The 24,311-nt window shown below is 71.4% G+C and carries 22 protein-coding genes and 1 riboswitch; of the genes, 12 read left to right on the top strand and 10 right to left on the bottom strand.

Going from position 1 to position 24,311, the window contains the following annotated elements; all coding sequences use genetic code 11:
- The coding region (locus Q5762_RS30505) for a condensation domain-containing protein (protein ID WP_315895506.1) at positions 1-1,592 on the bottom strand (1,592 nt) is incomplete at its 3' end.
- A gap of 237 nt (positions 1,593-1,829) precedes the next feature.
- Between Q5762_RS30505 and Q5762_RS30500 the strand changes: the two genes are divergently transcribed.
- Both Q5762_RS30500 and Q5762_RS30495 read left to right on the top strand, forming a co-directional pair.
- Positions 1,830-3,497, top strand: a complete 1,668-nt coding sequence (locus Q5762_RS30500; RefSeq protein ID WP_315895505.1) for an AMP-binding protein — start codon at positions 1,830-1,832, stop codon at positions 3,495-3,497.
- 59 nt (positions 3,498-3,556) lie between these two features.
- A complete protein-coding gene (locus Q5762_RS30495; protein ID WP_315895504.1) occupies positions 3,557-4,330 on the top strand; it encodes an alpha/beta fold hydrolase in 774 nt (257 codons plus the stop codon).
- Between the two features lie 71 nt (positions 4,331-4,401).
- Here Q5762_RS30495 and Q5762_RS30490 read toward each other — a convergent pair whose 3' ends face one another.
- Positions 4,402-5,100, bottom strand: coding sequence for a response regulator transcription factor (locus tag Q5762_RS30490; protein WP_315895503.1), 699 nt, complete (start codon positions 5,098-5,100; stop codon positions 4,402-4,404).
- 238 nt (positions 5,101-5,338) lie between these two features.
- Here Q5762_RS30490 and Q5762_RS30485 point away from each other — a divergent pair, with 238 nt between their 5' ends.
- The 3 genes from Q5762_RS30485 (at position 5,339) to Q5762_RS30475 (ending at position 7,756) form a co-directional block, all read left to right on the top strand.
- Positions 5,339-6,487 (top strand): FAD-dependent oxidoreductase, encoded by a 1,149-nt coding sequence (locus tag Q5762_RS30485; protein WP_315895502.1) that lies wholly within the window; start codon positions 5,339-5,341, stop codon positions 6,485-6,487.
- 141 nt (positions 6,488-6,628) lie between these two features.
- Positions 6,629-7,165 carry a hypothetical protein gene (locus tag Q5762_RS40070; RefSeq protein WP_399495303.1) on the top strand — a complete coding sequence of 179 codons (537 nt, stop codon included), beginning with the start codon at positions 6,629-6,631 and terminating at the stop codon, positions 7,163-7,165.
- A gap of 375 nt (positions 7,166-7,540) precedes the next feature.
- Entirely contained in the window at positions 7,541-7,756 is a 216-nt protein-coding gene (locus Q5762_RS30475; protein WP_315895501.1) for a DUF6243 family protein, read from the top strand.
- 343 nt (positions 7,757-8,099) lie between these two features.
- On the opposite strand, the gene Q5762_RS30470 is transcribed toward Q5762_RS30475, so the two are convergent.
- From Q5762_RS30470 to Q5762_RS30455, 4 genes are all read right to left on the bottom strand, one after another.
- Positions 8,100-9,368, bottom strand: coding sequence for an NAD(P)/FAD-dependent oxidoreductase (locus tag Q5762_RS30470; RefSeq protein WP_315895500.1), 1,269 nt, complete (start codon positions 9,366-9,368; stop codon positions 8,100-8,102).
- A gap of 248 nt (positions 9,369-9,616) precedes the next feature.
- Positions 9,617-10,399: an ABC transporter ATP-binding protein gene (locus Q5762_RS30465; protein WP_315895499.1), complete on the bottom strand. Its 783-nt coding sequence runs from the start codon at positions 10,397-10,399 to the stop codon at positions 9,617-9,619.
- Positions 10,396-11,409 carry an iron chelate uptake ABC transporter family permease subunit gene (locus tag Q5762_RS30460; RefSeq protein ID WP_315895498.1) on the bottom strand — a complete coding sequence of 338 codons (1,014 nt, stop codon included), beginning with the start codon at positions 11,407-11,409 and terminating at the stop codon, positions 10,396-10,398. Before Q5762_RS30460 ends, Q5762_RS30465 begins: the two co-directional genes overlap by 4 nt.
- On the bottom strand, positions 11,406-12,491 hold the full coding sequence (locus tag Q5762_RS30455) for an ABC transporter substrate-binding protein (RefSeq protein ID WP_399495302.1): 1,086 nt from the start codon (positions 12,489-12,491) through the stop codon (positions 11,406-11,408). The genes Q5762_RS30460 and Q5762_RS30455 overlap by 4 nt, the downstream gene beginning before the upstream one ends.
- Positions 12,492-12,503: 12 nt before the next feature.
- Positions 12,504-12,700, bottom strand: a riboswitch (cobalamin riboswitch).
- 101 nt (positions 12,701-12,801) lie between these two features.
- Here Q5762_RS30455 and Q5762_RS30450 point away from each other — a divergent pair.
- From Q5762_RS30450 to Q5762_RS30440, 3 genes are all read left to right on the top strand, one after another.
- Positions 12,802-13,260 carry an Rrf2 family transcriptional regulator gene (locus Q5762_RS30450; RefSeq protein WP_315895496.1) on the top strand — a complete coding sequence of 153 codons (459 nt, stop codon included), beginning with the start codon at positions 12,802-12,804 and terminating at the stop codon, positions 13,258-13,260.
- A gap of 113 nt (positions 13,261-13,373) precedes the next feature.
- Entirely contained in the window at positions 13,374-13,475 is a 102-nt protein-coding gene (locus Q5762_RS30445; RefSeq protein WP_315895495.1) for a putative leader peptide, read from the top strand.
- A 100-nt stretch (positions 13,476-13,575) separates the two neighbouring features.
- The gene (locus Q5762_RS30440) at positions 13,576-14,679 is read left to right on the top strand and encodes an aliphatic sulfonate ABC transporter substrate-binding protein (RefSeq protein ID WP_315895494.1); all 1,104 of its coding nucleotides are present in this window, start codon (positions 13,576-13,578) and stop codon (positions 14,677-14,679) included.
- Here the strand turns inward: Q5762_RS30440 and Q5762_RS30435 are convergent.
- The gene (locus Q5762_RS30435; protein WP_315895493.1) at positions 14,676-15,893 is read right to left on the bottom strand and encodes an erythromycin esterase family protein; all 1,218 of its coding nucleotides are present in this window, start codon (positions 15,891-15,893) and stop codon (positions 14,676-14,678) included. The genes Q5762_RS30440 and Q5762_RS30435 overlap by 4 nt on opposite strands.
- A 69-nt stretch (positions 15,894-15,962) precedes the next feature.
- Between Q5762_RS30435 and Q5762_RS30430 the strand changes: the two genes are divergently transcribed.
- The 4 genes from Q5762_RS30430 to Q5762_RS30415 all read left to right on the top strand — a co-directional run bounded on the left by Q5762_RS30430 (position 15,963) and on the right by Q5762_RS30415 (position 20,235).
- Complete coding sequence (locus tag Q5762_RS30430) at positions 15,963-16,739, top strand: TioE family transcriptional regulator (RefSeq protein WP_315895492.1); 777 nt, start codon at positions 15,963-15,965, stop codon at positions 16,737-16,739.
- 126 nt (positions 16,740-16,865) lie between these two features.
- Positions 16,866-17,258: a helix-turn-helix transcriptional regulator gene (locus Q5762_RS30425; protein WP_315895491.1), complete on the top strand. Its 393-nt coding sequence runs from the start codon at positions 16,866-16,868 to the stop codon at positions 17,256-17,258.
- Between the two features lie 129 nt (positions 17,259-17,387).
- Positions 17,388-18,191 (top strand): molybdate ABC transporter substrate-binding protein, encoded by an 804-nt coding sequence (modA, locus tag Q5762_RS30420; protein ID WP_315895490.1) that lies wholly within the window; start codon positions 17,388-17,390, stop codon positions 18,189-18,191.
- A gap of 94 nt (positions 18,192-18,285) precedes the next feature.
- Positions 18,286-20,235: an ABC transporter permease gene (locus Q5762_RS30415; RefSeq protein WP_315895489.1), complete on the top strand. Its 1,950-nt coding sequence runs from the start codon at positions 18,286-18,288 to the stop codon at positions 20,233-20,235.
- Between the two features lie 500 nt (positions 20,236-20,735).
- Here the strand turns inward: Q5762_RS30415 and Q5762_RS30410 are convergent, their stop codons facing one another.
- From Q5762_RS30410 to Q5762_RS30400, 3 genes are all read right to left on the bottom strand, one after another.
- Complete coding sequence (locus Q5762_RS30410) at positions 20,736-21,245, bottom strand: signal peptidase II (protein ID WP_315895488.1); 510 nt, start codon at positions 21,243-21,245, stop codon at positions 20,736-20,738.
- 229 nt (positions 21,246-21,474) lie between these two features.
- On the bottom strand, positions 21,475-22,392 hold the full coding sequence (locus Q5762_RS30405; protein ID WP_315895487.1) for a cation diffusion facilitator family transporter: 918 nt from the start codon (positions 22,390-22,392) through the stop codon (positions 21,475-21,477).
- Positions 22,393-22,760: 368 nt separating this feature from the next.
- Positions 22,761-24,239 carry a SulP family inorganic anion transporter gene (locus tag Q5762_RS30400; RefSeq protein ID WP_315895486.1) on the bottom strand — a complete coding sequence of 493 codons (1,479 nt, stop codon included), beginning with the start codon at positions 24,237-24,239 and terminating at the stop codon, positions 22,761-22,763.
- Between the last annotated feature and the right edge of the window lie 72 nt (positions 24,240-24,311).

The following is a 24,311-nucleotide window of genomic DNA, read 5'->3' as shown; positions in this document are numbered from 1 at the left end:
ATCAGACCTGCGGGGAAGAGCTCCTCCACCACGGCCCAGTTCACCCGCAACACCCCACCCAACTCAAACACCTGGCACTCAAGGGCGACCTGGGGCGCGGTGGCGGCGACGTACGGGATTCCCTGGAACCATTCGGGCAGCTCCGCCTCGGTGAGGTCCTGTCCGAGCACGGCGTCGAACACGTACGGCATGGTCGTCCGTGTCCCGCCCTCGCGCCGGGCGAGTTCGCGCAGCACGCGTACACCGTTGAAGGCGCGGTGCTCGAAGTCCCGCCAGAACTGGTCCTGCAGGTCGGCGATCTGGGCGCCTACCGAGGCCTTGGCATCCAGGTCGACGGCCACCAGTACCTGTGAGGTGTATTCGCCGATGACGCGGTCGATGTCGGGATGGACCGGGAGCCGGTCGTTGACCGTGACGTTCAACGTGAACGCCTCACTCGCCGACCAGCCCCGCAGCACAGCCGCGTACGCCCAGCACAGCACCATCGACGGCGTCAGACCACCCGCCAGAGCCCGCCGCCGCAACCGCCCCCACCGCTCGGGCGACAACTCCACCGACCTCGACGAGAACCGCGCGGCCCCCACCGACTCAGGACTCACCCGCAACGGCACCTCCGGCGCCCCCGGCAACTCCCCCAGCCGCCCCAGCCAGTACTCCCGCGCCGCCACGAACCCCACCGACTCCTCGACCCGCTCCAGAGCCCCCACATAATCCCGGAACGAAACCCCTGGGACCGGGCCGGGTTCACGGCCCGCGTCGATGGCCAGCCACTCGCCCAGGAGCTGCCGGATGCCCGGCGCATCGGCGATCATGAGGTCCATCGCCACATGGATCCTGGTGCGATCTCCCTCCAGCCGCGTGGTGGCGATCTCGAACAGCGGCCACTGCTCCGGGGCTCGCACCCGTCCCGCGACGGCTTCGCGGATCCCTGCCAGCCTGTCGTCGCGCTCCTGCGGCTCGCACGAGCCCAGGTCATGGCGTGCGAACAGGTACGCGGGGGTCGTCGCCAGGATCCGCTGCCGGCCGTCGTCGGTGAAGACCGCGCGCAGCATGTCGTGCCGCTCCACCACCGCGTTCCACGCCGCCTCCAGGCGCTCCACGTCGAGCGAGACCGCGTCGATCTCCGCGTAGAACGCCGCGGGTACGTTGCCCAGCGGGAAGAAGTCGCCACGGCCCAGCAAGTACGCCTGCTGCAGATCCGTCAGCGCGAACGGCTCGAAGCGTCCTTCGGTATCGGGGACCAGAACCGTGCCCGAGGATTCCGTCGGCGCTGCGCCGTCCAGCAGTTCGAGGATCTTGTCGGCCAGCTCGCGCGCGCAGACCGGGTGCCGGAGGGTCCAGAGGCCCGGCTCGACGCCCAGGCGTGCCTCGACCACGACGTTGAGCTCCACCGCGATCAGCGATTCGAGCACGGCGGGGGTCTGGGCGTCGGAGTGCTCGTCGAGGGTGCCGCTGCGGATCAGGAATCCCAGCAGCGCCTGGGACAGCAGGGCATGTCTGCCGGCCGCGTCCGGCTCACGCAGCAAGGCCTGTGCGAACTCCGGGTCGGTCAGATCGGTTCCCATACCGTCACGAGCCGGCTGATTGATCACGTGGGTCTCCTCGAACGCGCGGACATCGGGCACTGCCGCTCGACGTTCGCCGCGCGAGGCCGAAGTGGCATCGCCCGTCGGGGCAGATCGTTCGAGGATGGCCTCATGGCTACCCCCGTCCGGACTGCGGAAGTGGTCCACCGGGGTGACCGTTCGCCCGTCCGCCGCCCGCCGCCGGCGTCCTAGGTTCAGGTCACCCAGTAGCCGATCCCGGAGGTGTCCGTGCCGTCGAAGCCCGTGAACCGAGCCCATGTACAGTCGTTCATCGCGACGGAGGCCACGGGGTTCTCCATCATCGAGGGGCTGCTCAGGGCTCCCGCCGGCGCGGGACTCGCCGTGCTCGACGACGACCTGAGCCCCCGGTACATCCCGTACGGCGAGCTGGCGGAGCTTGCGCAGATGGCGGCCAAGGCGCTGCGCGCGCACGGGGTCGCGCCGGGGGACCGCGTCTGCCTGCTCTCGCCCACCACCAAGGACCTGCTGATCACGCTGTTCGGCATCTGGCGTCTCGGCGCGGTTCCCGTGGTGCTGCCGCGCCCGCGCCGAGCGGACGCCGAAGCGTTCGTGGAGGAGGTGCGGCGCAGGGTCAAGGCGGCGGCGCCCATGCTGCTGGTGACCACCGAGAAGAGCGCCGCTCTCTTCGCGGCACGGATCCCCGTGCCTGCGGTGAGTCTGCGAGTGCTGCGGGAAAGCACGAACGGTACCGGCCAGACGCCTCCCATGCCTGATCCGGACAGCATCGGCCTGCTGCAGTTCACATCGGGCACCACAGCGGCCTCGCGTGCTGTTCCGGTCACCCAGGCGCAGCTCATCGGCAATATCGCGGCGGCGGGCGAACGGGCCGGTTTCGGCCGCGGCGACACCTTCGTCAGCTGGCTTCCGCTCTACCACGACATGGGAATCGTCTCATTGTCGGGGATCGCGGCCGGCGGGGCGAGCGTGGTCATGATGGCGACCGAGACGTTCGTACAGCAGCCCAGCTGCTGGTTGCGGACCATCAGCGACTACAAAGGAACGTTCACCGCGGCCCCCAACTTTGCGTACGGCCTGGCGGCCAAGGTCCAGGAACTCCGGCCCGCGGCGCTCAACCTGTCGACCCTGCGCATCGCGATCAACGGCGCCGAGGCGATCGACGCCGACGGCCTTGCACGGACCCAGGGCGTTCTCGGGCGCTACGGATTCGGTGAGCACGCGATGTGTCCGATGTACGGCCTCGCCGAGGCGACGCTCGCGGTGTCCGGCAGCGATCACCGCACCCCGGTACGGGTCGTCGAGGGCGGTGGTGAGCGGCTCGGATCCGGCGAAGTGCGGCCGGGCCGCCCGCTGGTGAGCTGTGGGCCGACGGTACCGGGGACGGAGATACGCCTCGTCGGCGAGGCGGGAGAGACGCTGCCCGCGGGCGCTGTCGGCGAGGTGCTCGTCAAGGGCCCCGGCGTGACGCCCGGGTACTGGTCTGCCGGCGGGCACATCGACTCGGCCGACACGCACCGGGAAGGCTGGCTGGCCACGGGGGATCTGGGCTTCCTCGACGCGGGTGAGCTGGTCATCTGCGGGCGGATCAAGGACATGGTCATCGCGGGCGGACGCAATCTCTACCCCGAGGACTACGAGATGGTGGCCGAGCGGGTGCCGGGGGTACGCGCGGGCAATGTCGTCGCCTTCTCCCTGCCGGGACAGGAGCGCATGGTCGTCCTCGCCGAGGGCCAGGGCGACAGCGCGCGCGTGGACGCACTGGCACGCGGGGTGATGGACGCCCTGCGCGAGACCACCGAGCATGCACCGCACGAAGTACTGCTGATCAAGCCCGGGACGCTTCCGAAGACCTCCTCCGGCAAGCGCCAGCGGCGGGCCGCTCGGGTCATGTACGAGAACGGCGAGCTCGACGTCCTGACGTCGGTGCGATGACGCGCACCTCCGTATCTCCGTATCTCCGTATCTCCGTATCTCCGGAAGATGGGTAACCCATGCCCCCTGTGTCCTCCCCCTCCTGGGTCGTCCGCACTGCCGTGGACGTCTCGCCCCAGGCGCTCACCCTCGTGTGCGTTCCCCATGCGGGGGCCGGGCCGGGCGTGTACCGCGCCTTCGCCCAGCGGCTCGCCCCGCATGTGTCACTGCTGCTGGTTCATCTGCCAGGTCGGGAGTCACGGCTCGGTGAAGCCCCGCTCTCCACCGTGTCCCAGGTTGTTCAGGCCGTGATGCCCCGCCTGGTTCCCGAACTGCCTGGAAGATTCGCGCTGTGGGGGCACAGTATGGGCGGGTACGTGGCTTTCGAGCTGGCTCGCGTACTGGAGGCCCGGTTCGGACTGCGGGCGGAGGCGCTGGTCGTGTCCGGCTGCCAGGCTCCGCGCGTGACCGGGCGCACTGAACTGCCGCAGCGCCGCGCTTTGAGTGACAGGGAACTGTGGTCGAGCGCTGCTGAGTTGAACGGCATACCCGACGAGGTGTTCCACAACCGGGCCATGCGTGACCTGTTGCTGCCGACCCTGCGGGCGGACTTCGCGGTCTTCGAGACGTACGAGTACCGCTCTGGCGCCTCGCTCGGCTGCCCGCTGTACGCGTTCGCAGGCCAGGACGACGCCGAGGCGGCGGCAGCGGATATGCGGGCGTGGGAGGAGGAGACGCGGGACCGGTTCTCCCTCACCGAGCTGGCGGGCGGGCACTTCTTCCATCTGGACGATGTGGCGGGGTTCAGTGAGCGGTTGACCGCTGCCCTGTACGGCCGCGCGATTGTCGGCTGAGGCCCGAGCGGTTGCTGCACGGTGGTTTCGCTCCGCCGCTCGGCGGGGCGGAGCGAAACCACGTGGAACGGCTATGCGCCCGCGGCTCGCTTGGGATCCACGAGCTCCAGCCGCATGCCCAAGGCGACGGCCATGGTTCGGTTGTGGCATCCGAGTTTGATCAGGATGTTGGCAACATGACGCTTCACGCCGTGCTCCGTGATCCGCATGCTCTTGGCGATCTGCCGGTTACTCAGTCCGGTCGACATAAGGTGCAGAGTGTCGAGTTCACGGGCGCTGAGCGGCGGCCGTGCCGGGTTGCGCGACGCGCCCGCGCGGCCGGCCGCCATCGCCAACAACTCCCGGATGCCGCCGTGCGAGACGGGGACCATTCCGCGGCGCAGTGCGGCCAGCAGGTCGGCGAGGGAGGTGACAGAGAGGTCATTCTCCCGCAGTACCGCGTCGATCGGCAGTCCGGCGGCGGCGTGCAGCGCGTCGGGGTCGAGGTCACCGACCAGCAGCACCAGGCGCGTGCGCGGCCGGGAGAGCAATGGATCGAGGGTGTGCGCACCGCCCGGCAGCGCCCCCACCGAAAGTAACACCGTGGCATGGGCCGGCAGTTCTTCAACGCGCACCTCCTGAGCCCTCGCCACCGCGACCACGGGGAGATCGGGAGCGGCCTCCTCCAGCATGCGCTGGAGTCCCATCCGGGTCACCGTGTGCGGTTCGACAAGGACCGTGACGGCGTCCTGGTGGACATGGGACGAGGCCATCACAGCGATATCTGACATCGACCCACCTCCATCACGATGCGATGAAACGCCTGCCGCGACGACCGGCTGACGATGAGTGGATCTGCCGCGCGGCCGGACCAACACCCGTACACGCAGTCCCCGTTATTCACTTGGCCCCCCGAGGAAGAACTATGGGTATGCAACATACTGCGGTCATGTACTATGGATCGCAGTAGTGTGATGTGTCAAGGAATCTACGCTCCGTCAACGACGGCTACCGAGGGGGAACGCTTCGATGGATTTCGACGTCGTAGTGGTCGGAGGGGGCGCGGCGGGCGTCGACGCCGCCGCGGAGGTCCGCCGCCGGGCTCCGGAGGCGAGCGTCGCTCTCATCAGCCCCGAGCGCGACCTCCACTACCGCCCCTGGCTGGTCTACCTCCCGGCGGCGGCCGTCCCTGAGACCGACCTCTCCATTCCGCTTTCCGGGATCGCGTCCACCCACGGCTTCCAGCACATCCAGGACTCGGTCCACGAGGTGCGTCCGAAGGCGGGTGAGGTCACGCTGTCCACCGACGGCCGACGCGTCACCTACCACCGGCTCATCCTCGCCCCCGGAGCGCCGGCTGACCGCGACCGCATCCCGGGAGCCGCCGAGCACGCGCTCTACCCGTGCGACCGGGGTGACGCCGGCGAACTCGTCCGCCGGCTGCGGGAGCCGACGACGGGCACAGTCGTGTTCCTCCTCACCGGTGAGCGCATCGGCCCCGGCCTCGAGTACGCCGGCTGGAGCGCACGGGCGGCACGGGACGCGGGACGCGGGTCCGTCAAGGTGGTCGTGGTCGAGGACGGCGACGCCATGGACCGCCAATTCGGGGTTCAGGCCGCGGACCGACTCGTCTCGACCGCGGGGACACTCGGAATCGAAACGGTCCGGCACGCGCGGGTCGAGCGAGTCGAGAGCGGCAAGCTGGTTCTCGCCTCCGGCGCGATCGGCGCGGACATCGTGTGCGTCACCAGCCCGCTGCGCGGGCCGGATCTGGGCCTGCCGGCGGAACTGCTGGACGCGCGCGGCATGCTGAAGGTCGATGCGACGCTGGCCGTCCCGCAGTACGCCGGCATCTTCTCGGCAGGCGACTTCGCCGACGTCCAAGGGCTGGGCCTGGAGCTGCCCAAGACATGGATGATGGCCCGTCTCCAAGCGGTGACGGCCGCCCGCAACGCCGTCGTGTCGCTCAGCGGCGGGCGTCCGGCCGCGCTCGACGCACGCAAGGCGGCGCGGATGGCGGCGATCTCCATGCCGGACGTCGGCGGCCGGACGGTGTTCGTACGCAACCGGAAGCCCGTGCTCGCGGGTAGCTGGCCGCTGCGCATGCGCTATCGCGTGGACGCCAAGTACCTGTCCCGCTACCGCACGCGCCCCGGCGCCACCCGCCCGGCGCCGTAGCGGACAACGGGTGGGCCGGTTGCCGCGGGACGCGTAGGCCTCGTCCCCGGCGACCGCGCCGGGGACGCACGGCGTCCGAGGCGAGCACCACGCCGTGCGCGAAACCGGCACAGCCAGCTGAGACGTCGAAGGCCACCGCCCGTGGAGCCGATCCGGTCCGCGATCTCAGTGGCGAGCTGCGTCGACGCCCTGACCGGTGCCGGGGTCGGTCACCGGCAGGTCGCCGCGCTGGCGATCGGCGCCGCCGTCGACATCGACTCCTTCTATGACGCGCTGGTCCCGGCCCCGTGCACGAACTCCACGCTGCTGGTGCTGTCCCTCGACGGCAAGGGCGTGGTGATGAGGCCGGACGCGCTGCGCGAGGCCACCGCGAGGGCAGCCGCCGCCAAAGGCGGCAACAAGCTGGACAAACGGCTGTCGGCCGGGGAGAAGAACGGCCGCAAGCGGATGGCCACGCTGGGCACCGTCTACGATGCCGAGCCGGTACCGCGCGACATCGACGACATCATCGCCGACGCCGACGACGAGAGGGCCACCGACGGGGCCGATCCCCCGGCCCGCCCCGAAAGCCCGCTCCAAACGGCTGTGCGGCTCGGTCACCGCCCTCGGCAGCGCGCACCTGCGGAGGACAACGAGTCGACGGAGAGGCGGCGATCGGCCGTCATGGTTGTCCCGTAACGGCGGGGCGCAAGTGAGATGTCTCTCAGGCCGTCAGTGTGCTCGCGACCACTGACGACGACCGCGGCAGCCCAGTAACGCACATCTGGACCTGCCCCGGGCGGGCGGCGACCACCGGCGGGTGCTGGCTGTGCTGAGATTCCCGGAAGGAAACGGCTGACCCCGGGCGCTCGCCGATGGCCCGGCCGACGCCGGGGCGGCGAAGAGGTTGGTGTGGGGGGCCGACGGAACCGGGTAACGTCTTTGTCATGTTCTTCCAGACGCCGATTTACGAGTGAGAGCGTGATGGGCCCCTGCTGACGTCCTTCGACGTCGCCGCGCCCGTCCCCCACCGACGAATCCGTAGATCACTTCACATCATTACCGGGAGAACCCGTGACCGTGAGCAAGAACATCAACAACCCCGTGGGCCAGGGCGGCGGCCAGCGCAAGAGGCTGTCCCGCGCCGAACGGCAGAACAACGGTCCGCACCGCAACCTCGACCGCCAGGGTGCAGCCGACCAGAAGGCGGAGCTGGTGCGCAAGATGCGCGAGAAGGCAGGCGCAGCTGAGGGCGCCGGGCAGACGGGCGACGACACGGCACAGAGCTGACGCACCGCCGCCGCAGGGCGGCACCGCACGGGGCAGGGCCCGGACCGCGACGCGCGATCCGGGCCCTGCTGCCGTACCGGGGCCCGCCTCAGGCCCGGGTCCCCAGGCGCGGCCGGGTCCGATGCCTGGAACGCGGAGGCGTGCCACGCGCCCGGCCTCGACCGGCCCCCTGGAGCGCTGCCATCGCAGGTACGCGTACCGCGGGGCCCTACGACCTGGCCGGCCACGCCGACGTACGGCTGATGCACGAGCGGGTGATCCGCGAGGCGCAGACTCCCGAAGACCTGCACGCCCACCTCAATGCCGACGTGCTGCTAGTACTCCAGCCGAAGCGGGTCACTGATCAGCTTCGCGTGGGTGGCGCGGTCGCCCTGAGGTGCTTGATGTTGACCACCGAGGCCTTGGCCAGTGCCAGGGGGTTCAGGAAGCGCAGGGGGCCGATCAGGCGGGAGCCGAAGAGGTGCATGTGACGGGCCAGTGATGCGTCGAGCGTCGCCGCCGAGAACATCAGGCGTTCCACGGGGTTGAACGGGCGGGACCTGGCGAAGTCGACGGCCAGCAACTGGTGGCCGGTCAGGCGGCGGCGGTGCCTGCGGGCGTAGAGCGCGAGTGACCTGTCGAGGTCGCCCCGGCCCGTCGCCGCCGCCGCGGTCGCCTCCGTCAACCAGTGCGCGGACTGCAGAGCCCACCCGCAGCCCACTCCCCACAGGGGATCGCCGGTCAGGGCGGCGTCGCCGATGAGCGCGATGCCCGGTGCGGTCGGCTTGCGGGTGTGGAGCGGGTAGTCGACCATGCCGGTGATCTTCGTGATCCGCTCGGCGGCGTCGATGGGCGGCGCCTCCGGGAGGGCGCGTACGAAGGCGGCGAAGCTGCCCTCCAGGTCTTCCCTGAAGGCCGGCAGCCGCTTCTTGTCCGGGAGCACCGCGAGGACCGTCACCCCGTCGTCGTTCGGGAACGCGTACGCCATGTCGGGCTCCAGGAACCAGGCATGACTGACCCCGCCGGGCAGCGGAAGGTCGCGGAAGTGCGCGAGATAGCCGAACCGGCCGTTCTCGTACCGTCGAGCCGGCACCTCGGCGAGCTTCGCCACGGCCGAGTCCTTGCCGTCGGCGCCGACCACCAGACGGGCCCTGATCTCGCGCTCGCCCTGCGGGGACGACGCGCGCACCCCGACGGTTCGCCCGGCGTCCCGGACCAGTCCGGTCACCTGATGGCCGAGGAGCAGATCGACGCCAGGGGTCTGCGCCGCGTGGGACCTGATCAACGGGTCGAGGGTGCTGCGCCGGATGTTGTACCCGTACGGGAGCTCGGGGCCCGCCGGTGCGGACCTCGGCTCGATCCAGCCCCAGCGGGTGTGCCAGCGGGCCGCGTTACGGACGGCTCCCGCCTTCTCGAGAGCGGGGATCAGGCCGAGTTCGTCCAGCACCGGGTACGCGCAGGCCGTGAGGGAGTGGGTGCACAGCACCTTGTACGCCTCGGGGTCCGAGCGGCGTTCCAGCAGGGCGACGCGGGCACCGCGTCGAGCGAGCAGGATCGCCGCGGCGCTGCCGGCGAGGCCGGCTCCGCTGATGACGACGTCGTAGTCCTGTACCGCACTCTCAGGCGTGGCCATGCGCTGAGCGCCCCCTCGGGATGTCGGTGCCGTTCGTGGGAGTGGTGAAGGTGCCGTGCCGTGCCGTACGCCCCCGCTGTCAGGCGCATGACCAATCTAATCGGCCCATGAGCCGCATGGTGTGCGATCAGGCCTCCCGGACACCTGCCCCTCAGGCACACCCGGCCACCTGGAAGTGGGCTGGTCAGGGTGGCGCGAGGGGCGAGAGAGCCCGTCCGGGCTCGATTCGCAGGATCCTCCGGCGGGCGCTAGGCGCGCCGGGTGGCGACCGTGCCCAGGACGCGGAGGTGCGGGCGGGCGTCGGCGGTGGGGTGGCTGATCTCCACGCGGACGCCGTAGACCTCGGCGATCAGGGGTGCCGTGAGGACCTCGCGCGGGGCGCCGGCGGCGACCACCCGCCCCTCGGCGAGCATGACGATCGTGTCGCAGTACATCGCGGCCAGGTTCAGGTCGTGGAGCGCCACGACGGTGGTGATCCGCAGGCTCGTCACCAGGTCGAGCAGTTCCAACTGATGCTGGATGTCGAGGTGGTTGGTGGGCTCGTCCAGGAGGAGTTCGCGCGGCTCCTGGGCGAGGGCGCGGGCGATCTGGGCCCGTTGGCGTTCGCCGCCGGACAGGGTGTGCCAGGGCTGGTCCGCGCGGTCGGTGAGGCCGGTGCGGTGCAGGGCGTTCCGTACCGCCTCCTCGTCCGCGGCGGAGGCCGGACTCCAGGCGCGGCGGTGCGGGATACGGCCGAGACGTACGACGTCGGCCACACCGAGCTCGACGAGCGTGTCGGCCTGCTGCTCGACGACCGCGACCCGCCGGGCGACGTCCCGCCGCCGCAGGTCGTGGAGCGGGTCGCCGTCGAGGCGGACCACGCCGGAAGCGGGGGCGAGGACGCCGCAGAGCAGCCTCAGGAGGGTCGACTTCCCGGAGCCGTTGGGGCCGAGGAGACCGGTCGTGGTGCCGGGTTCGGCGGTGAGGGTGACGCCGTCGAGGATCAGCCGTCCTGCGGCGGTCCGTGTGACGCGGTCGGCGCTGAGTGTCATCGGCGGGCGCTCCGGCTCCGGTACAGGACGAGGACGAAGGCGGGTACGCCGACGAGCGAGGTGACGACCCCGACCGGCACTTCCTGCGGTTCGAGGACGGTACGGGCGAGGGTGTCGACCCAGACGAGGAAGACGGCTCCGCCGAGCGCGGTGACGGGCAGCAGCCGGCCGTGCCCCGGCCCGACGAGGGCGCGTGCGGCGTGCGGCAGGACGAGGCCGACGAAACCGATCGCGCCGGCCGAGCTGACGAGGGCCGCGGTGAGCAGGGCGGTGGCGCAGAGCAGCACGAGCCGGGTCCGGGCGACCCGTACACCGAGGGTGGCCGCCGCGTCCTGGCCGAAGGCGAAGGCGTCCAGCGTACGGGCGTACCCGAGGCAGACGGCGAGCGTCGGGACCAGGACGGCGAGGCACAGCCATACGTCGGTCCAGCCGGCGCCGCCGAGCGAGCCGAGGAGCCAGAAGAGGACGCCGCGGGTCGTCTCGGCGTCGGCGGAGGTGACGACGACGAACGAGGTCAGCGCGGAGAACAGCTGCATGGCAGCGACACCGGACAGGACGACCCGGTCGGTCGTACCGCCGAGGACATGGCTCAGCAGGAGCATCGCGGCGAAGGAGCAGAGCGCGCCGGCGAACGCGCCCGCCGAGACGGAGAGGGCTCCCCCGCCGACGCCGAGGACGACGACCACGACGGCCCCGGTCGACGCCCCGGAGGAGACACCGAGGACGAAGGGGTCGGCGAGCGGGTTACGCAGGAGGGACTGCATCACGGCGCCGCAGAGCGCGAGTCCGGCGCCGCAGACGGCGGCGAGAAGAGTGCGCGGGAGCCGCAGGTTCCAGATGATGCCGTCCCTGATCGGGCTGAGGCCCGAGGGTTCCCCGCCGAGGTGGGAGGCGACGACGGACAGGACGTCGCCGACGCCGATGTCGGCGGGGCCGATGGTGACCGCGACGGCGAGGGAGAGGACCAGGGCGACGCACCCGAGCGCGAGGTGCGCGAGGGTACGGGTCATCGGGTGGGGTGGTGGCGGCGCAGGCCGGCGGCGAGCTGCTCGATGCCCTCGACGGTACGGATCGTCGGGTTCATGGCCTGGCCGCTGAGGAGGACGTACCGCTTGTTCCGTACGGCGTCCATCGTCTTCGTCACGGGGTGGGACTCCAGGAACTCGATCTTCTTCGCCGCACTCTCCCCGGACTGCGCCTTACGCGTGAGGTCACCGATCACCAGGATGTCGGGGTCACGGTCGGCGACCGCCTCCCAGCCGATCTGTGGCCATTCGTCGGTGGTGGAGTCGAAGACGTTCTTCACCCCGGTCTCCCGGGTGATGACCCCGGGTGCGCCACAACAGCCCGCCATGTAGGGGGACTCGGAGTCGGAGAACCAGTAGAGGACGCTGACGCCTTGCGCGTCGAGCCCCTCGGTGGCCTTCGCGACGCGGCCCTTGAGCTCGGCGACGAGCGCCTCACCGCGCTCCTCGACGCCGAACACCCGGGCCAGGTCGCGGACTTCGCCGTAGACGGCCTCCATGGTCAGCGGCTCGGTGCGCTTGCCGTCGCCCCCGCCGCTGTTGTCCTTGCCCTGGCAGTCGGACGGGGAGAGGTATGTGGGGACGCCGAGCTTCTCGAACTGCTCGCGGGTGGCCACGCCACCCTTGGCGAGAGTGGAGGCGAACGAGGCCGCCACGAAGTCGGGTTCGGTGTCGAGGACCTTCTCGAAGGAGGGGTAGTTCTCGGCGAGCCGCGGGACGTCGGCGGCGGCCTTCTCCAGGCCCTTCATCACCGGGTCGGTCCAGGTCGCGGTGCCGACCATCCGGTCGGCGAGGCCCAGGGAGAGCATGATCTCGGTCGTGCCCTGGTTGAGCGAGACCGCCCGGCGGGGGCCGCCGCCCGCGATCTCGACCGTACGGCCGCAGTTCTCGACCGACCGTGGGCCGGTGGCGGCCGAGGAGTCGCCCTTGCCCGCGCCGGCGCTGCCGGCGCCTCCGCCGCCACCTCCGCAGCCGGTCAGCAGCAGGGCTCCGGAGAGGAGCAGGGTGAAGGTGCGGGCGGCTGGGCAGGCGAAGGCCACGGCTCTTCCTCGGCGTCGAGGGCCCATGCGCGGGGCCCGTGTCGTACGGATACCGCCAGCAGGTCTTCGGACTCGGGATCACCCGGACGGAGCGCCTTCCCGGACCGGCTCCCCGGTCCAGTGGCTTCGTGCCCCGCCCGTCACCCTCACCGCTGCGCGTCAGCTCCGGATTCGCACCGGATTCCCTGACTCCGTACGTCACGCACGTGAGTTCGACTGGCTACGGCAAGCTACCACAGCGTCCGATCGGGCCCACCGGGGCGCGGTCGGGGCCGTACGGGCGCGTTGGCCCAGGCCGTGCGGGCGCGTGGTGCAGGCCGTGCGGGATACTGCGGGCATGCGGATCTCAGCCAGGGCGGACTACGCGGTACGTGCCGCGCTGCAGCTCGCCGCGTCGCGGGACGACGAGCCACTGAAGGCGGAGGCCATCTCCGAGGCGCAGGACATCCCCCACAAGTTCCTCGAAGGCATCCTGAACGACATGCGCCGGGGCGGTCTCGTGGTGAGCCGGCGGGGCGGCAACGGCGGCTACCGACTGGCGCGGCCCGCCGAGGCCATCAGCATCGCGGACGTCATACGCGTCGTGGAGGGACCGCTCGTCTCGGTGCGCGGCGTCCGGCCCCCGGACCTCACGTACACAGGTCCCGCCGAGTCGCTCCTGCCGCTGTGGGTCGCGCTGCGGTCCAACGTGCGCGAGATCCTCGAAGGCGTCTCGCTCGCCGACGTGGCGACGGCACAACTGCCTGCCGAGGTGACGGAGCTGGCCAGCGCCCCGGAGGCCTGGACCAATCCCTGAGACGGTTCCGTCCGGCATGTGAACACCCTCTTGGGATGGCCGTCTCGTTCTGCCACGATCCCTATCAGCCAGGTAGGAGAACTAGGGATCCCGGGAGGGTGGCGGCAGTGCCCATGCGAACGTTCGACCGCGTGGACCGCCTGTCGACCCTGCTGACCTCCCGTCGCCACATCGACCTCGGCCGTCACTCCAGCGCCATCTGTCGCGCCGCCTGACGCTCAGCGCCGCCCCGCGCAGCCGCCTTCCCGGCTTGCCCGCCCCGCTGTCCGTACGTACGCACCTTCCTGCTCGCCCAGCACCCGAGAGGACACCTCTGTGTCTGCCGCCAGACCGTTCACCACCCTGCGTACCGTCGCCGCCGTAGCGGCGCTCCCCCTGCTGCTCGCTTCGTGCGGCTACGGCTCCGATGCCGCGACCGACGAGAAGAAGGTGGCCGCCGAGGGCGCGAAGCTCTCGACGGAGTCGGTCCGCGTCGGCTACTTCCCGAACCTGACCCACGCCACCGCCCTCGTCGGCGACCAAGAGGGCATCATCCAGAAGGAGTTGGGCGGGACGCAGCTGAAGGTCTCCACCTTCAACGCCGGCCCCTCCGAGATCGAGGCGCTGAACGCGGACTCCATCGACATCGGCTTCATCGGCCCCTCCCCCGCGATCAACGGCTACACCAAGTCCAAGGGCAAGAACCTCCGGATCATCGGCGGTTCGGCCTCCGGCGGCGTGAAGCTGGTCGTCAACCCCGAGAAGATCCGGACCCTGGACGACGTCAAGGGCAAGCGGATCGCCACCCCGCAGCTCGGCAACACCCAGGACGTCGCCTTCCTCAACTGGATCTCCGAACAGGGCTGGAAGGTCGACGCCCAGAGCGGCAAGGGCGACGTCTCCGTCCTCCGCACGGACAACAAGGTCACCCCCGACGCCTACAAGTCCGGCTCCATCGACGGCGCCTGGGTACCGGAACCGACCGCCTCCAAGCTGGTGAGCGAGGGCGGGAAGGTCCTTCTCGACGAGTCGTCGCTGTGGCCCGACAAGAAGTTCGTGATCACGAACATCATCGTGTCGCAGAAGTTCCTCGGCGAGCACCCCGACGTCGTCGAGGCCGTACTGCGCGGCTCGGTGAAGACCAACGAGTGGATCAACGCCAACCCCGACAAGGCCAAGGCATCCGCCAACGCCAAGCTGAAGGAACTCACCGGAAAGCCCCTGGGCCCCAAGGTCATCGACAGCGCCTGGCCCTCCATCCAGTTCACCGCCGACCCGCTCGCCGCGACCCTCCAGGCCCAGGCCGACCACGCCGTCAAGGCAGGCCTCCTCAAGCAGCCCGACCTGAAGGGCATCTACGACCTCGGGCCGCTCAACAAGATCCTCAAGGCCGCGGGCAAGCCGGCGATCGGCGACGCCGGCCTCGGTGTCGATGGCTAGCTCTTCCGGACGTCCTTGACGAAGACGACGCCGTCGCTGTCCGCCAGGTGGGCCGGGTCGAGCGGGGCGTAGCCGAACCAGGGGGAGACGCGGGGCGCCGGCCGCGTATCGCCCAGGGCGGTGGCGAGGCGCCGGGCGTCGATGACGCAGCGGTCGCCCGGGAGCGCGTACAGGAGCCCTTCGAGGGTGTCCACCGGCGGCGCGTCCACTCCCTGGTGCCGGATCGTGCCGAGGGCGGTGGCCACGAAGGCGTACTCCTCGCCGAGCCGGGTGCTCACCAACGCACCGGCGCTCCACCACTCCACCGGCCCCTCCCACATCCGCATCGTGCTCTTCTCCCGCTGGAGATGGGAGTTGTGGGCGTACACCAGCACCGGGCCTCGTGCGGCGACGGCGAGGAGGTTGTCGGCCATCATCTGGTCCCGTACGCCCAGCAGCCGGGGCATGCGGGCCGGTGAGGTGTCGGCCATCCAGTGGTGGTAGCGGAGCAGGCCGGTCGCGGTACGCGCGGACAGCCGCGCCCGGTCCCAGTCCTCCCGCGAGGTCGCCGTGCGGAGATGGGGCGTCCGCTCGTCGAGCAGCGCCCCCAAGTCGTCGGCGATCAGCCGTAGTTGACCGGCCTCGGCCGACTGTCCCGCGGACCGGGCCGGGTCCATCATCGCGGCGGGTTCGGTCCACCGGTCGTCGGCGCCGAGCAGGCGGTCGAGTGTCTCCGCCGTACAGGGGAGCAGGTCCGCGTCCACCTGGGCCGCGAGGTAGCCGTGGAGGGCGGTGAGGGCCTGGCGGGGGCTCGCGGCGGCGGTGATCTCCAGCGGGCCGTCGAAGCCGGCGAAGCGGAGCCGCTCGGACGCGGGCCGGCCGTCGGCGTCGGCGCGGACGTTGTGGGCGCGCATCCAGCGCACGAGCTCGCGGTTGGCCGCGGAGGCGCCCCAGCCGTGGCTGAATCCGTGCTCCATGACCTCGTCGAGGGTCCCCGTGCCCGAGGTGACGTGGTCGTCCACGATCAGACCCCGCAAGCAGTCGCTCTCGAGCGCGATCGTCCGGTAGCCCTCCTGCTCGACGAGCTGCCGGAAGAGCTCGTTGCGCAGGTGCAGCAGGTCGTCCTCGCCGTGGGTCGGCTCGCCCAGGGCGAGCAGCCTCGGCCGGGACGGAAGCAGCCTCATGACGGCGGCCGCGTCGACGGGATGGGCGGTGTCCTGGATGTCGGTAGCCATGCCTTCAACGGTATCGTTGAACCTGCGATTGAAACTTTCGCGCGATATCCGCAGGTGCATGGGACGAGCATGGGACGAAACCTTCAAACCGACGGGCGACTCAGGCCGGTCGATCTGGCGCGCGGGCACGGTCTGTCCACGCAGGCGATCAGGAACTACGAGGAGGCCGGCATCCTCCCGGCCGCCGACCGCACGCCCTCCGGCTACCGCGCCTACACGCCGCTCCACGCGGCGGCCCTGCGCGCCTTTCTCGCCCTGGCGCCCGGCCACGGCCACCGGACGGCGACGTCGATCATGCGGGCGGTGAACGGCGGCGCGGCCGAGGAGGCGTTCCGGCTCATCGACGAGAGCCACGCCCAGCTCCTCGACGACCGGCGGACCCTCCACGCCGTGGAGCGCGCGCTCAAGGACCTGGAGCCCATCGCGGAGCCAGGTCCGCCCGGGCCTTCCGGGCCTTCCGGGCCTTCCGGGCCTTCCGGGCCTTCCGGGCCTTCCGGCGAGACGTTCATCGGACCGCTGGCGGGGAAGCTCGGCATCCGGCCCGCGACGCTACGCAAATGGGAGCGCGCCGGACTCGTGCGCCCGCGCCGCGACCCGCGGACCGGGTACCGCGTCTACGACGAGGCCGACGTACGGGACGCCCGGCTGGCCCACCAGCTCAGGCGCGGCGGCTACCTCCTGGAGCAGATCGCCCCGCTGATCGCCCAGGTGCGGGCGGCCGGCGGCCTCGAGCCCCTGGAGGCCGCGCTGTCCGACTGGCACGGCCGGCTCTCCGCCCGTGGGCGGGCGATGCTGACCGGAGCCGCCGAGCTGGAGGCGTACCTCCGGCTCCGCGAGCGCGGCTGAGACTCCGGTACCCGGACCCCCGTACGCACCGCCCCCTCGTCCCTTTCTCCAGACGCCTTGCATTCGCGATGGAGGGACACACAGACTTGTTGCAGATGCCAGCTCCATCGCTCTACGGTGTCGCACATGCAGTCCTACACCATCGGGCAGGCGGCCCGTCTGCTCGGCGTCAGCCCCGACACCGCGCGGCGCTGGGCCGACGCCGGTCGCGTCGCGACCCATCGCGACGAGAGCGGCCGGCGGCTGATCGACGGCCGTGACCTGGCCGCGTTCTCCGTGGAGATCGCCCAGAGCGGCGGGGAGGACGAGGCGTCCTACACCTCGGCGCGCAACGCCTTCCCCGGGATCGTCACCGCGATCAAGCTCGGTGACGTCGCGGCCCAGGTCGAGATCCAGGCCGGTCCGCACCGGCTGGTCTCGCTGCTCACCCGCGAGGCCGTGGAGGAGCTGGGACTGGAAGTCGGCATGCAGGCCACCGCCCGCGTGAAGTCGACCAGCGTGCACATCGACCGCACCTGAGCCCTGACCGACCCTCACGCACTCTCCGAGCGCACCTCAGAGCGCACTTCCGAGCGCGCCCAAGAGCGCACCTCCGAGCGGCGGCGTCCGTCACCGGCGCGGCTCGTCACCTCACAAGGAGCCCACTCCATGCCCCGTAGGTTCACGTTCACCGGACGCCGGGCCGCCGCCGCCGTCGCCACCGCCGCATTGCTCCTCCCCCTCGCCGCCTGCGGCGAGGACGGGACCGCGAAGGACGCCGGCGCCTCCAAGGGCAGCGGCACGCCGCAGGCGAACCTGACGGTCCTGGCCGCCGCGTCCCTCACCGACGTCTTCAAGACGGCGGGCGCCGCGTACGAGAAGTCCCACCCCGGCACCAAGGTCACCTTCTCCTTCGCCGGCTCGCAGGAACTGGTCGCCCAGGTCGGGCAGGGCTCGCCCGCCGACGCCCTGGTCACCGCCGACACCAAGAGCATGGACAAGGTGAAGGCCGACACGGGCACCCCGGCGGTCATCGCCAGGAACCGGCTCGTCATCGCCACCGGCGAGGGCAACCCGCACAAGGTCGACGGGCTGAAGGACCTCGCGGACACCGAGCTGAAGGTCGTGCTCGCCGCGCCGGAGGTGCCGGCCGGCAAGTACAGCCAGAAGATCCTCGACGCCCAGAAGATCACGGTGAAGCCGGTCTCCCAGGAGCCGAACGTCCGCGCCGTGCTCAGCAAGGTCGACCTGGGCGAGGCCGACGCCGGACTCGTCTACAAGACCGACGCGGCGAGCGCCCAGGACAAGGTCGACGCGGTCGAGATCCCCGACGCGCAGAACGCGATCGCCGAGTACCCGGCCGCCACGCTCAAGGGCTCCAAGAACGCCGAGGCCGCCGCCGCCTTCGTCGCCTGGCTGTCCTCGCCCGAGGCCCAGAAGATCCTCCAGGACGCCGGCTTCCAGAAGCCGTAACCCCGGAAGAAGCCGAGGGGGTGGGGGCCGCCCGATCCGGGGGGACGGCCAGCCCCCACCCCCTCACCTCGAACCGACCCGCGGGAATCCAGCCATGAAACGAACCGGCAGCCGCCCCTCCGGCCCCCGCGCGCCCCTCACCCTGGCCGTCCCGGCCGTGGTGGCCGTGGCGTTCCTGCTGCTGCCGCTGGTCGGCATCCTCGTACGGACCCAGTGGGGCGAACTCGCCGACCACCTCGGCTCACCCGGGACGGTCGAAGCGCTGCGGCTCTCCCTGGTGGTGTCGTTCTGGTCGCTCGGCCTCTCCCTGCTCCTCGGCGTGCCGCTGGCCTGGCTGCTCGCCCGCGTCTCCTTCCCGGGCAAGGCGATCGTCCGCTCGCTGGTCCTGCTGCCGATGGTGCTGCCGCCCACGGTCGGCGGGGTGGCGCTGCTCCTGGCGTTCGGCCGCCGCGGGCTGCTCGGCCCCTGGCTGGAGAACACCTTCGGCATCACCCTCCCCTTCCACACCTCGGGCGCGGTCCTCGCCGCGACCTTCGTCGCGATGCCGTTCCTCGTCATCAGCCTGGAGGGCGCCCTGGGCGGGCTGCGGCCCCGGTACGAGGAGACCGCGGCCTCGCTCGGCGCCTCGCCGGTACGGGTCTTCTTCACCGTCACCCTGCCGATGGTGGCGCCCGGGCTGATCGCCGGCGCGGCCCTGACCTGGGCGCGGGCGCTCGGCGAGTTCGGCGCCACGATCACCTTCGCCGGGAACCTGCCCGGCACCACGCAGACGCTGCCGCTCCAGGTGTATCTGCTGCTCCAGGACGAACCGGAGGCGGCGACCTCGGTCTCCCTCCTTCTCCTCGTCATCGCGATGACGGTGCTGATCGCGCTCCGGGGCCGCTGGACGGGCGCGCCGTCCGACCGCCCACGCCGTGTCACGGCCCCGGTGGAGGGGGCCGCGGCGGACGTGCCCCCGCCCACGACGCCGCCGGCCGTCGACGTACCCCGGCGGGAAGCCTCCGGGCAGCAGTGGTCGCTGCACGCCGAGGTCACCGGCTTCACCCGGCTCTCCCTGGACGCCGCGCCCGGCACGACGATCGCCGTCGTGGGGCCGAACGGCGCCGGGAAGACCACCCTCCTGCGCGCGCTGCTCGGTCTCACGCCGCGCGCCCACGCCGCCCTCCGCCTGGGGGACGTCGAGGTCACCGACCTTCCGCCGCACCGCCGTCATGTCGCCTGGGTCCCGCAGGACGGCGCGCTCTTCCCGCATCTGTCGGCGCTCGCCAACACCGCGTACGGGCTGCGCGTCCAGGGGGTGCGCCGGGCCGAGGCGCGGCGGACCGCGCAGCTGTGGCTCGACCGGCTCGGCGTCGGGCACCTCGCCCACCGCCGCCCCGCCCAGCTCTCCGGCGGTCAGGCGCAGCGGGTGGCGCTCGCCCGTGCGCTGGCCGCGCGGCCCCGGCTGCTGGTCCTCGACGAGCCGCTGGCCGCCCTCGACCAGACCACCCGGGCCCATGTCCGCCACACCCTGCGCACCCATCTCCAGGAGTTCGACGGCGTCTGTCTGATCGTCACCCACGACCCCGTGGAGGCCGTCTCCCTCGCGGACCGGGTGCTCGTCCTCGACGAGGGCCGCGCGCTCCAGGACGACACCCCGGCCGAGGTGACCCGGCACCCGCGCTCCCCCTGGGTCGCCCGGATGCTCGGCCGCAACGCCTGGCCCGGCACCGCCACCACCGACGGCCTCGCGCTCGCCGGCGGCGGCACCCTCGTCGTCGCGGACCCGCTCCCGGCCGGCACGGAGGCCCTCGCCGTCATCGCCCCCGAGGCCGTCTCCGTCCACCGCGAAAAGCCCGGCGGCAGCCCCCGTAACGTCTGGCCCGGCACCGTACGGGAGATCACCGCGAGCGGCAGCCGCCTCCGCGTCCTCGTCACCTCGGACCTGGCCCCCGACCTGGTCGCCGAGATCACCCCGCAGGCGGCGGCCGACCTCGCCCTCGGCGACGGAACTCCCGTCTGGACGAGCGTGAAGGCCACGGAAACGACCGTCGTGGCCCTCTGAGCCCCTCGGCCGGGGACCGTCAGGCCGCCGGGTTCCCGTGCTCCGGGTTCCACTCCTCCGGGAGGGCGTCCCCGCACAGGGCGCAGACGTACTCCCCTTCTCTTAGGCTCTGTTCTCCCGAAGCCGCCGCGAAGTGACAAGCAACTCAGGGTGTCGATAGGACCTTGGCCTCTGCACGGGGTTCAGGAACCTCGCTGCCAGTGAGGGCTGCGAAGTCGGCGTGGGCCGCCGCGCGAGCGGCACGGCGAGCCGGGCTGGGCGTCACACTTCGGACAGGCGTGCTGTTCGACGTCGTCCGCGTCCGACCGGTCGGTCGGGAAAGGCCGCTGAGGGTCCGTCATGGGCCCGGATTTTCGCACCATGCAAGTCTCAGAAGGGGATCTGTCCCGCTTTTGAGTGAGAACGGGTTCTGAGGACGAATCGGGGATCGGCGGGAGTCCGGCGGCCCGCGATTGATCTTGCTCGCGCAAAGGACCGTTTGTGAGAGAAACGGCGAGCGGCTACGCCGCTTCTTGCTGGTCGGTCCGCCAGGAGAGGGCGACGATCAGCAGGCCGCCGCAGACGATGAAGACGTCGGCGAGGTTGAAGGTGGGCCACCAGCCGGTGTGCAGGTAGTCGGTGACCTGTCCGTCCGGGGCGCGGTCGATGAGGTTGGCGAGTGCGCCGCCGAGGACGGCGGCGAGCGCGATGTTCCACGGCCGGCGGGCGGTCCGGGCGGTGCGCCACAAGGTGATTGCGATTGCGGCCGTGATCAACCCGGTGACGGCGAGGACGGTCCAGGCCGGGGCGTCGGCGGCGAAGGAGAACGCGACACCGGGATTGAAAGCGAGCTGGAGGTCGAGTGGGCCGGCCTCGATGGGGGAACCCGGCAGGGTGCGCTCGGCCCACGCCTTGATGCCCAGGTCCGCCCCGGCGAGAAGGGAGGCCAGGGCCAGTAGCCTCAGCCGGCGCTTGAGAGCGCCTGATGGGGAGACGGCTGTGGTGGGGGCGGTGGCGGGCGCACTGCTCATCGTGCGGTCTCCTCGGGGGTGGCGTGGTGGGTTTCGTGGGTGGGGCACGGGTGGACGGCTTCGCCGGTCGTCGCCGGCAGGCTGTTCGAGCACGGGCCGCCTGCCGCGGCGGTCTTGCGTAGCCAGTGCCGCGACTTGCTTTCGCCGGTGGCGCTGAGCCGAGCAGGGCCTCCTGCGGGGGGGGCGGGGTCATCGCCCGCCTGGCACCGGTCTGGGTCTGTTCCGCTGTCTACCAGCCGACGCGGTCACAGCCATGGTGGTCCGAAGGTTCGACCTGCAAGGTCGCGTGGGCCACGCCGTGGCGGTCGCGGAGCAGGTCGCGGGCCTGGTCGAGGACGGCGTGGTTGTTGGCACCGTCGGCGGTGACCAGGTGGGCGGTGGCCACGTTCATGCCCGAGGTCAGCGTCCACAGGTGCAGGTCGTGGACGTCCTTGACACCGTCGACGGATGCCAGGTCGTCGGCCACGTCGGCCGGGTCCATGCCGGCCGGGGCATGCTGGCCGAGGACGGCGAAGACCTCCCGGCCCAGGGCGACGGCGCGTACGGAGATGAAGGCGCCGATGGCGAGGGCGATCACGGTGTCCCACACCGGCTGGCCGGTCGCGGCCACCAGCCAGCCCGCGACGATCACGCCGACCGAGCCCGCCGTGTCGGCCACGACCTCCATGTAGGCGCCCTTGACGTTGAGGCTCTCGGACGCGCCTGCGCGGAGCAGGAGCATCGCGACCAGGTTGACGGCGAGACCGATCGCTCCGACGACGAGCATCGGGCCGGCGGCGACCTCGGCGGAGGCGCCGATGCGGCCTATGGCCTCGATCACTACATAGACGGCGACGCCCAGCATCAGTAGGACCGACAGCAGGGAGGCGAACACCTCCGCGCGGTAGGAGCCGTAGGTGCGGCGGCCGGTCGTGTCCGGTCGGGTGGCGATGCGGGTGGCCACCAGCGCGGCGCCCAGGGCGACGACGTCGGCGGCCATGTGTCCGGCGTCGGACAGCAGGGCGAGCGAGCCGGACAGCAATCCGTAGGCCAGCTCGACGCCGAAGAACGAGGCGATCAGTCCGAAGGAGACCGCCAGCCGCCACCGGTGCCGGCCCGACGCGTGACCGCCCGCCCCGTGACTGTGACTGTGACTGTGGCCGCTCATGACCGCCGTCCTCCCCGGTTCTCGGTGTCCTTCCCCGCAGGGGAACACAGCGTGGGCCGAAGAGGCAAAGGCTGCACCGGTGCCCGTTGTCATGTCCGTTAACGACGCTCTGACCTGCGCAGATGTGCGACATGCGGGAGGAGGGGAGAGTGGCGCGTCGTGGCCGGCCGAAGACGGAGGCGGTCTTGGAGAGCGGGTGCCGCTCAGGCGCACGCCGCTTCAGCGGACGTGGCCGCTTCCCGTACGGCGCTGTTCGTCATCGTCCTGGCGATACGGATGAACGCCGCAACGGCGGGAACCCTGTTCACCCTGTCTGTCGCCGGGTCTGCGTGGGGCGGCCAGGGTGCCGCCGCCCCACGCAGGTCTGCTCAGGCCGGGGCCTGGGCCTGGGCCTGAGCAGGCTGGACGGTGTGCGCGTTGTGCTGGTCCGCCCAGTTCTGCAGGGTGCTCATGCAGGCGTGGTCGAGGTGACGCAGCCCAGCGAGGTTGAGCTCGACCGGACGGTCACGGGGCAGTTTCTCCAGGGCGTCCAGGATGGTCGGCAGCCGCAGGAAGGTCGCGTTGCCCACGATCCGGACGCGCACCGCACCGGCACCGGTGTCCTCGGCTTCGATGTGGACATGGGAGACCTCCCACGCGGCCTTGGCCACCGCAAGCAGCAGTCCGATCAGTACGCCTTCGAACATGTTGGTGACCAGGATCGCCCCCGCCGTGATGACCAGCACCACGGCCTCGCCGCGGTGTTGACGCCACAGCGGCCCCAGCTCCTTGACGGGCAGGAGCTTGAAGCCCGCGTGGATGAGGACGCCGGCGAGCGCCGCCACGGGGATCAGGCCGAGCGCGCCGGGCAGCAGGGCTGCGAACAGCAGCAGCCACACACCGTGCAGAACGCGGGAGAGCTTGGTGCGGGCGCCCGCCTGCACGTTCGCGGCGCTGCGGACGATCACCGCGGTCATGGGCAGCGCGCCGAGCAGTCCGCAGAGGGTGTTGCCCGCCCCCTGGGCCATCAGCTCCTTGTCGTAGTCGGTCTTCGGCCCGTCGTGGAGCCGGTCGACCGCCGCCGCGCTGAACAGCGACTCGGCCGAGGCGATGAGCGTGAAAGCAATGATCGTGGTCAGCAGGCCGATCTCGGTCAGCTGCCCGAAGTCCGCGAGGGCGGGCGGCTGGACGGCGTCCAGCAGACCGCTGACCTCGACCCGCTTGACGGGCAGGTCGAAGACGGCGGTCGCGGCCACCGCCGCGCCCACGGCGACCAGCGGGCCGGGCAGCATCTGCGCCTTGCCGGGCAGCTTCTTCCACACCGTCATGATCACGACGGTGCCGGCGCCGACACCGACCGCGGTAAGGGACGGGCCGGAGCCGACCACGTCGGCCAGCAGCCCGGGCAGCCCTGCGATGTTCGCAATTCCGCTGCCGGGCGCCTTCGAGTCGGCCAGCGTGTACAGCTGTCCGGCGATCAGGACCAGGCCGATGCCGGCGAGCATGCCGTGCACCACGGACAGCGAGATGGCCCGGAAGAACCGGCCCCACCGCAGGGCGCCGAGGACGAGCTGGAGCAGGCCGGCCGCAAGGACGATGACGCCGAGGGCGGGCACGCCGTACTCCTGCACGGCGGTGAAGACGAGCACGGTCAGACCGGCGGCCGGGCCGCTGACCTGGAGGCTGCTGCCGGGCAGCAGGCCGGTGAGCAGACCGCCCACGATGCCGGTGATCAGGCCGAGTTCGGCCGGGACACCGGAGGCGACGGCGACGCCCACGCACAGCGGCACCGCGACCAGGAAGACGACGAGGGAGGAGGTGAAGTCGGTGCGCAGCGCGCGCCGGAGGGATGAGATCTGTGAGGTCATGGCGTTCTTTCTGATGGAGGAAGGAACGTCGCGAAGTGGCGACCGGAGCGGACGGAGGGACCGTCGTCCGGT

This window comes from Streptomyces sp. P9(2023) (genome assembly GCF_032436795.1).
Taxonomy (GTDB): Bacteria; Actinomycetota; Actinomycetes; order Streptomycetales; family Streptomycetaceae; genus Streptomyces.
The sequence above is the reverse complement of the archived record's forward strand: the minus strand, read 5'-3'. Positions and strand labels throughout refer to the sequence as shown.

Excerpts from the sequence above, each read along its gene's own strand:
- Q5762_RS30435 (WP_315895493.1), bottom strand. The coding sequence starts at position 15,893 with ATGGCTACCGACATCCAGGACACCGCCCATCCCGTCGACGCGGCCGCC.
- Q5762_RS30455 (WP_399495302.1), bottom strand. The coding sequence starts at position 12,491 with ATGGGCCCTCGACGCCGAGGAAGAGCCGTGGCCTTCGCCTGCCCAGCC.
- Q5762_RS30450 (WP_315895496.1), top strand. The coding sequence starts at position 12,802 with ATGCGGATCTCAGCCAGGGCGGACTACGCGGTACGTGCCGCGCTGCAG.
- Q5762_RS30430 (WP_315895492.1), top strand. The coding sequence starts at position 15,963 with ATGGGACGAAACCTTCAAACCGACGGGCGACTCAGGCCGGTCGATCTG.
- Q5762_RS30460 (WP_315895498.1), bottom strand. The coding sequence starts at position 11,409 with ATGACCCGTACCCTCGCGCACCTCGCGCTCGGGTGCGTCGCCCTGGTC.
- Q5762_RS30425 (WP_315895491.1), top strand. The coding sequence starts at position 16,866 with ATGCAGTCCTACACCATCGGGCAGGCGGCCCGTCTGCTCGGCGTCAGC.
- Q5762_RS30485 (WP_315895502.1), top strand. The coding sequence starts at position 5,339 with ATGGATTTCGACGTCGTAGTGGTCGGAGGGGGCGCGGCGGGCGTCGAC.
- Q5762_RS30495 (WP_315895504.1), top strand. The coding sequence starts at position 3,557 with ATGCCCCCTGTGTCCTCCCCCTCCTGGGTCGTCCGCACTGCCGTGGAC.
- Q5762_RS30445 (WP_315895495.1), top strand. The coding sequence starts at position 13,374 with ATGCGAACGTTCGACCGCGTGGACCGCCTGTCGACCCTGCTGACCTCC.
- Q5762_RS30400 (WP_315895486.1), bottom strand. The coding sequence starts at position 24,239 with ATGACCTCACAGATCTCATCCCTCCGGCGCGCGCTGCGCACCGACTTC.
- Q5762_RS30470 (WP_315895500.1), bottom strand. The coding sequence starts at position 9,368 with ATGGCCACGCCTGAGAGTGCGGTACAGGACTACGACGTCGTCATCAGC.
- Q5762_RS30405 (WP_315895487.1), bottom strand. The coding sequence starts at position 22,392 with ATGAGCGGCCACAGTCACAGTCACAGTCACGGGGCGGGCGGTCACGCG.
- Q5762_RS30410 (WP_315895488.1), bottom strand. The coding sequence starts at position 21,245 with ATGAGCAGTGCGCCCGCCACCGCCCCCACCACAGCCGTCTCCCCATCA.
- Q5762_RS30415 (WP_315895489.1), top strand. The coding sequence starts at position 18,286 with ATGAAACGAACCGGCAGCCGCCCCTCCGGCCCCCGCGCGCCCCTCACC.
- Q5762_RS30490 (WP_315895503.1), bottom strand. The coding sequence starts at position 5,100 with ATGTCAGATATCGCTGTGATGGCCTCGTCCCATGTCCACCAGGACGCC.
- modA (WP_315895490.1), top strand. The coding sequence starts at position 17,388 with ATGCCCCGTAGGTTCACGTTCACCGGACGCCGGGCCGCCGCCGCCGTC.
- Q5762_RS30465 (WP_315895499.1), bottom strand. The coding sequence starts at position 10,399 with ATGACACTCAGCGCCGACCGCGTCACACGGACCGCCGCAGGACGGCTG.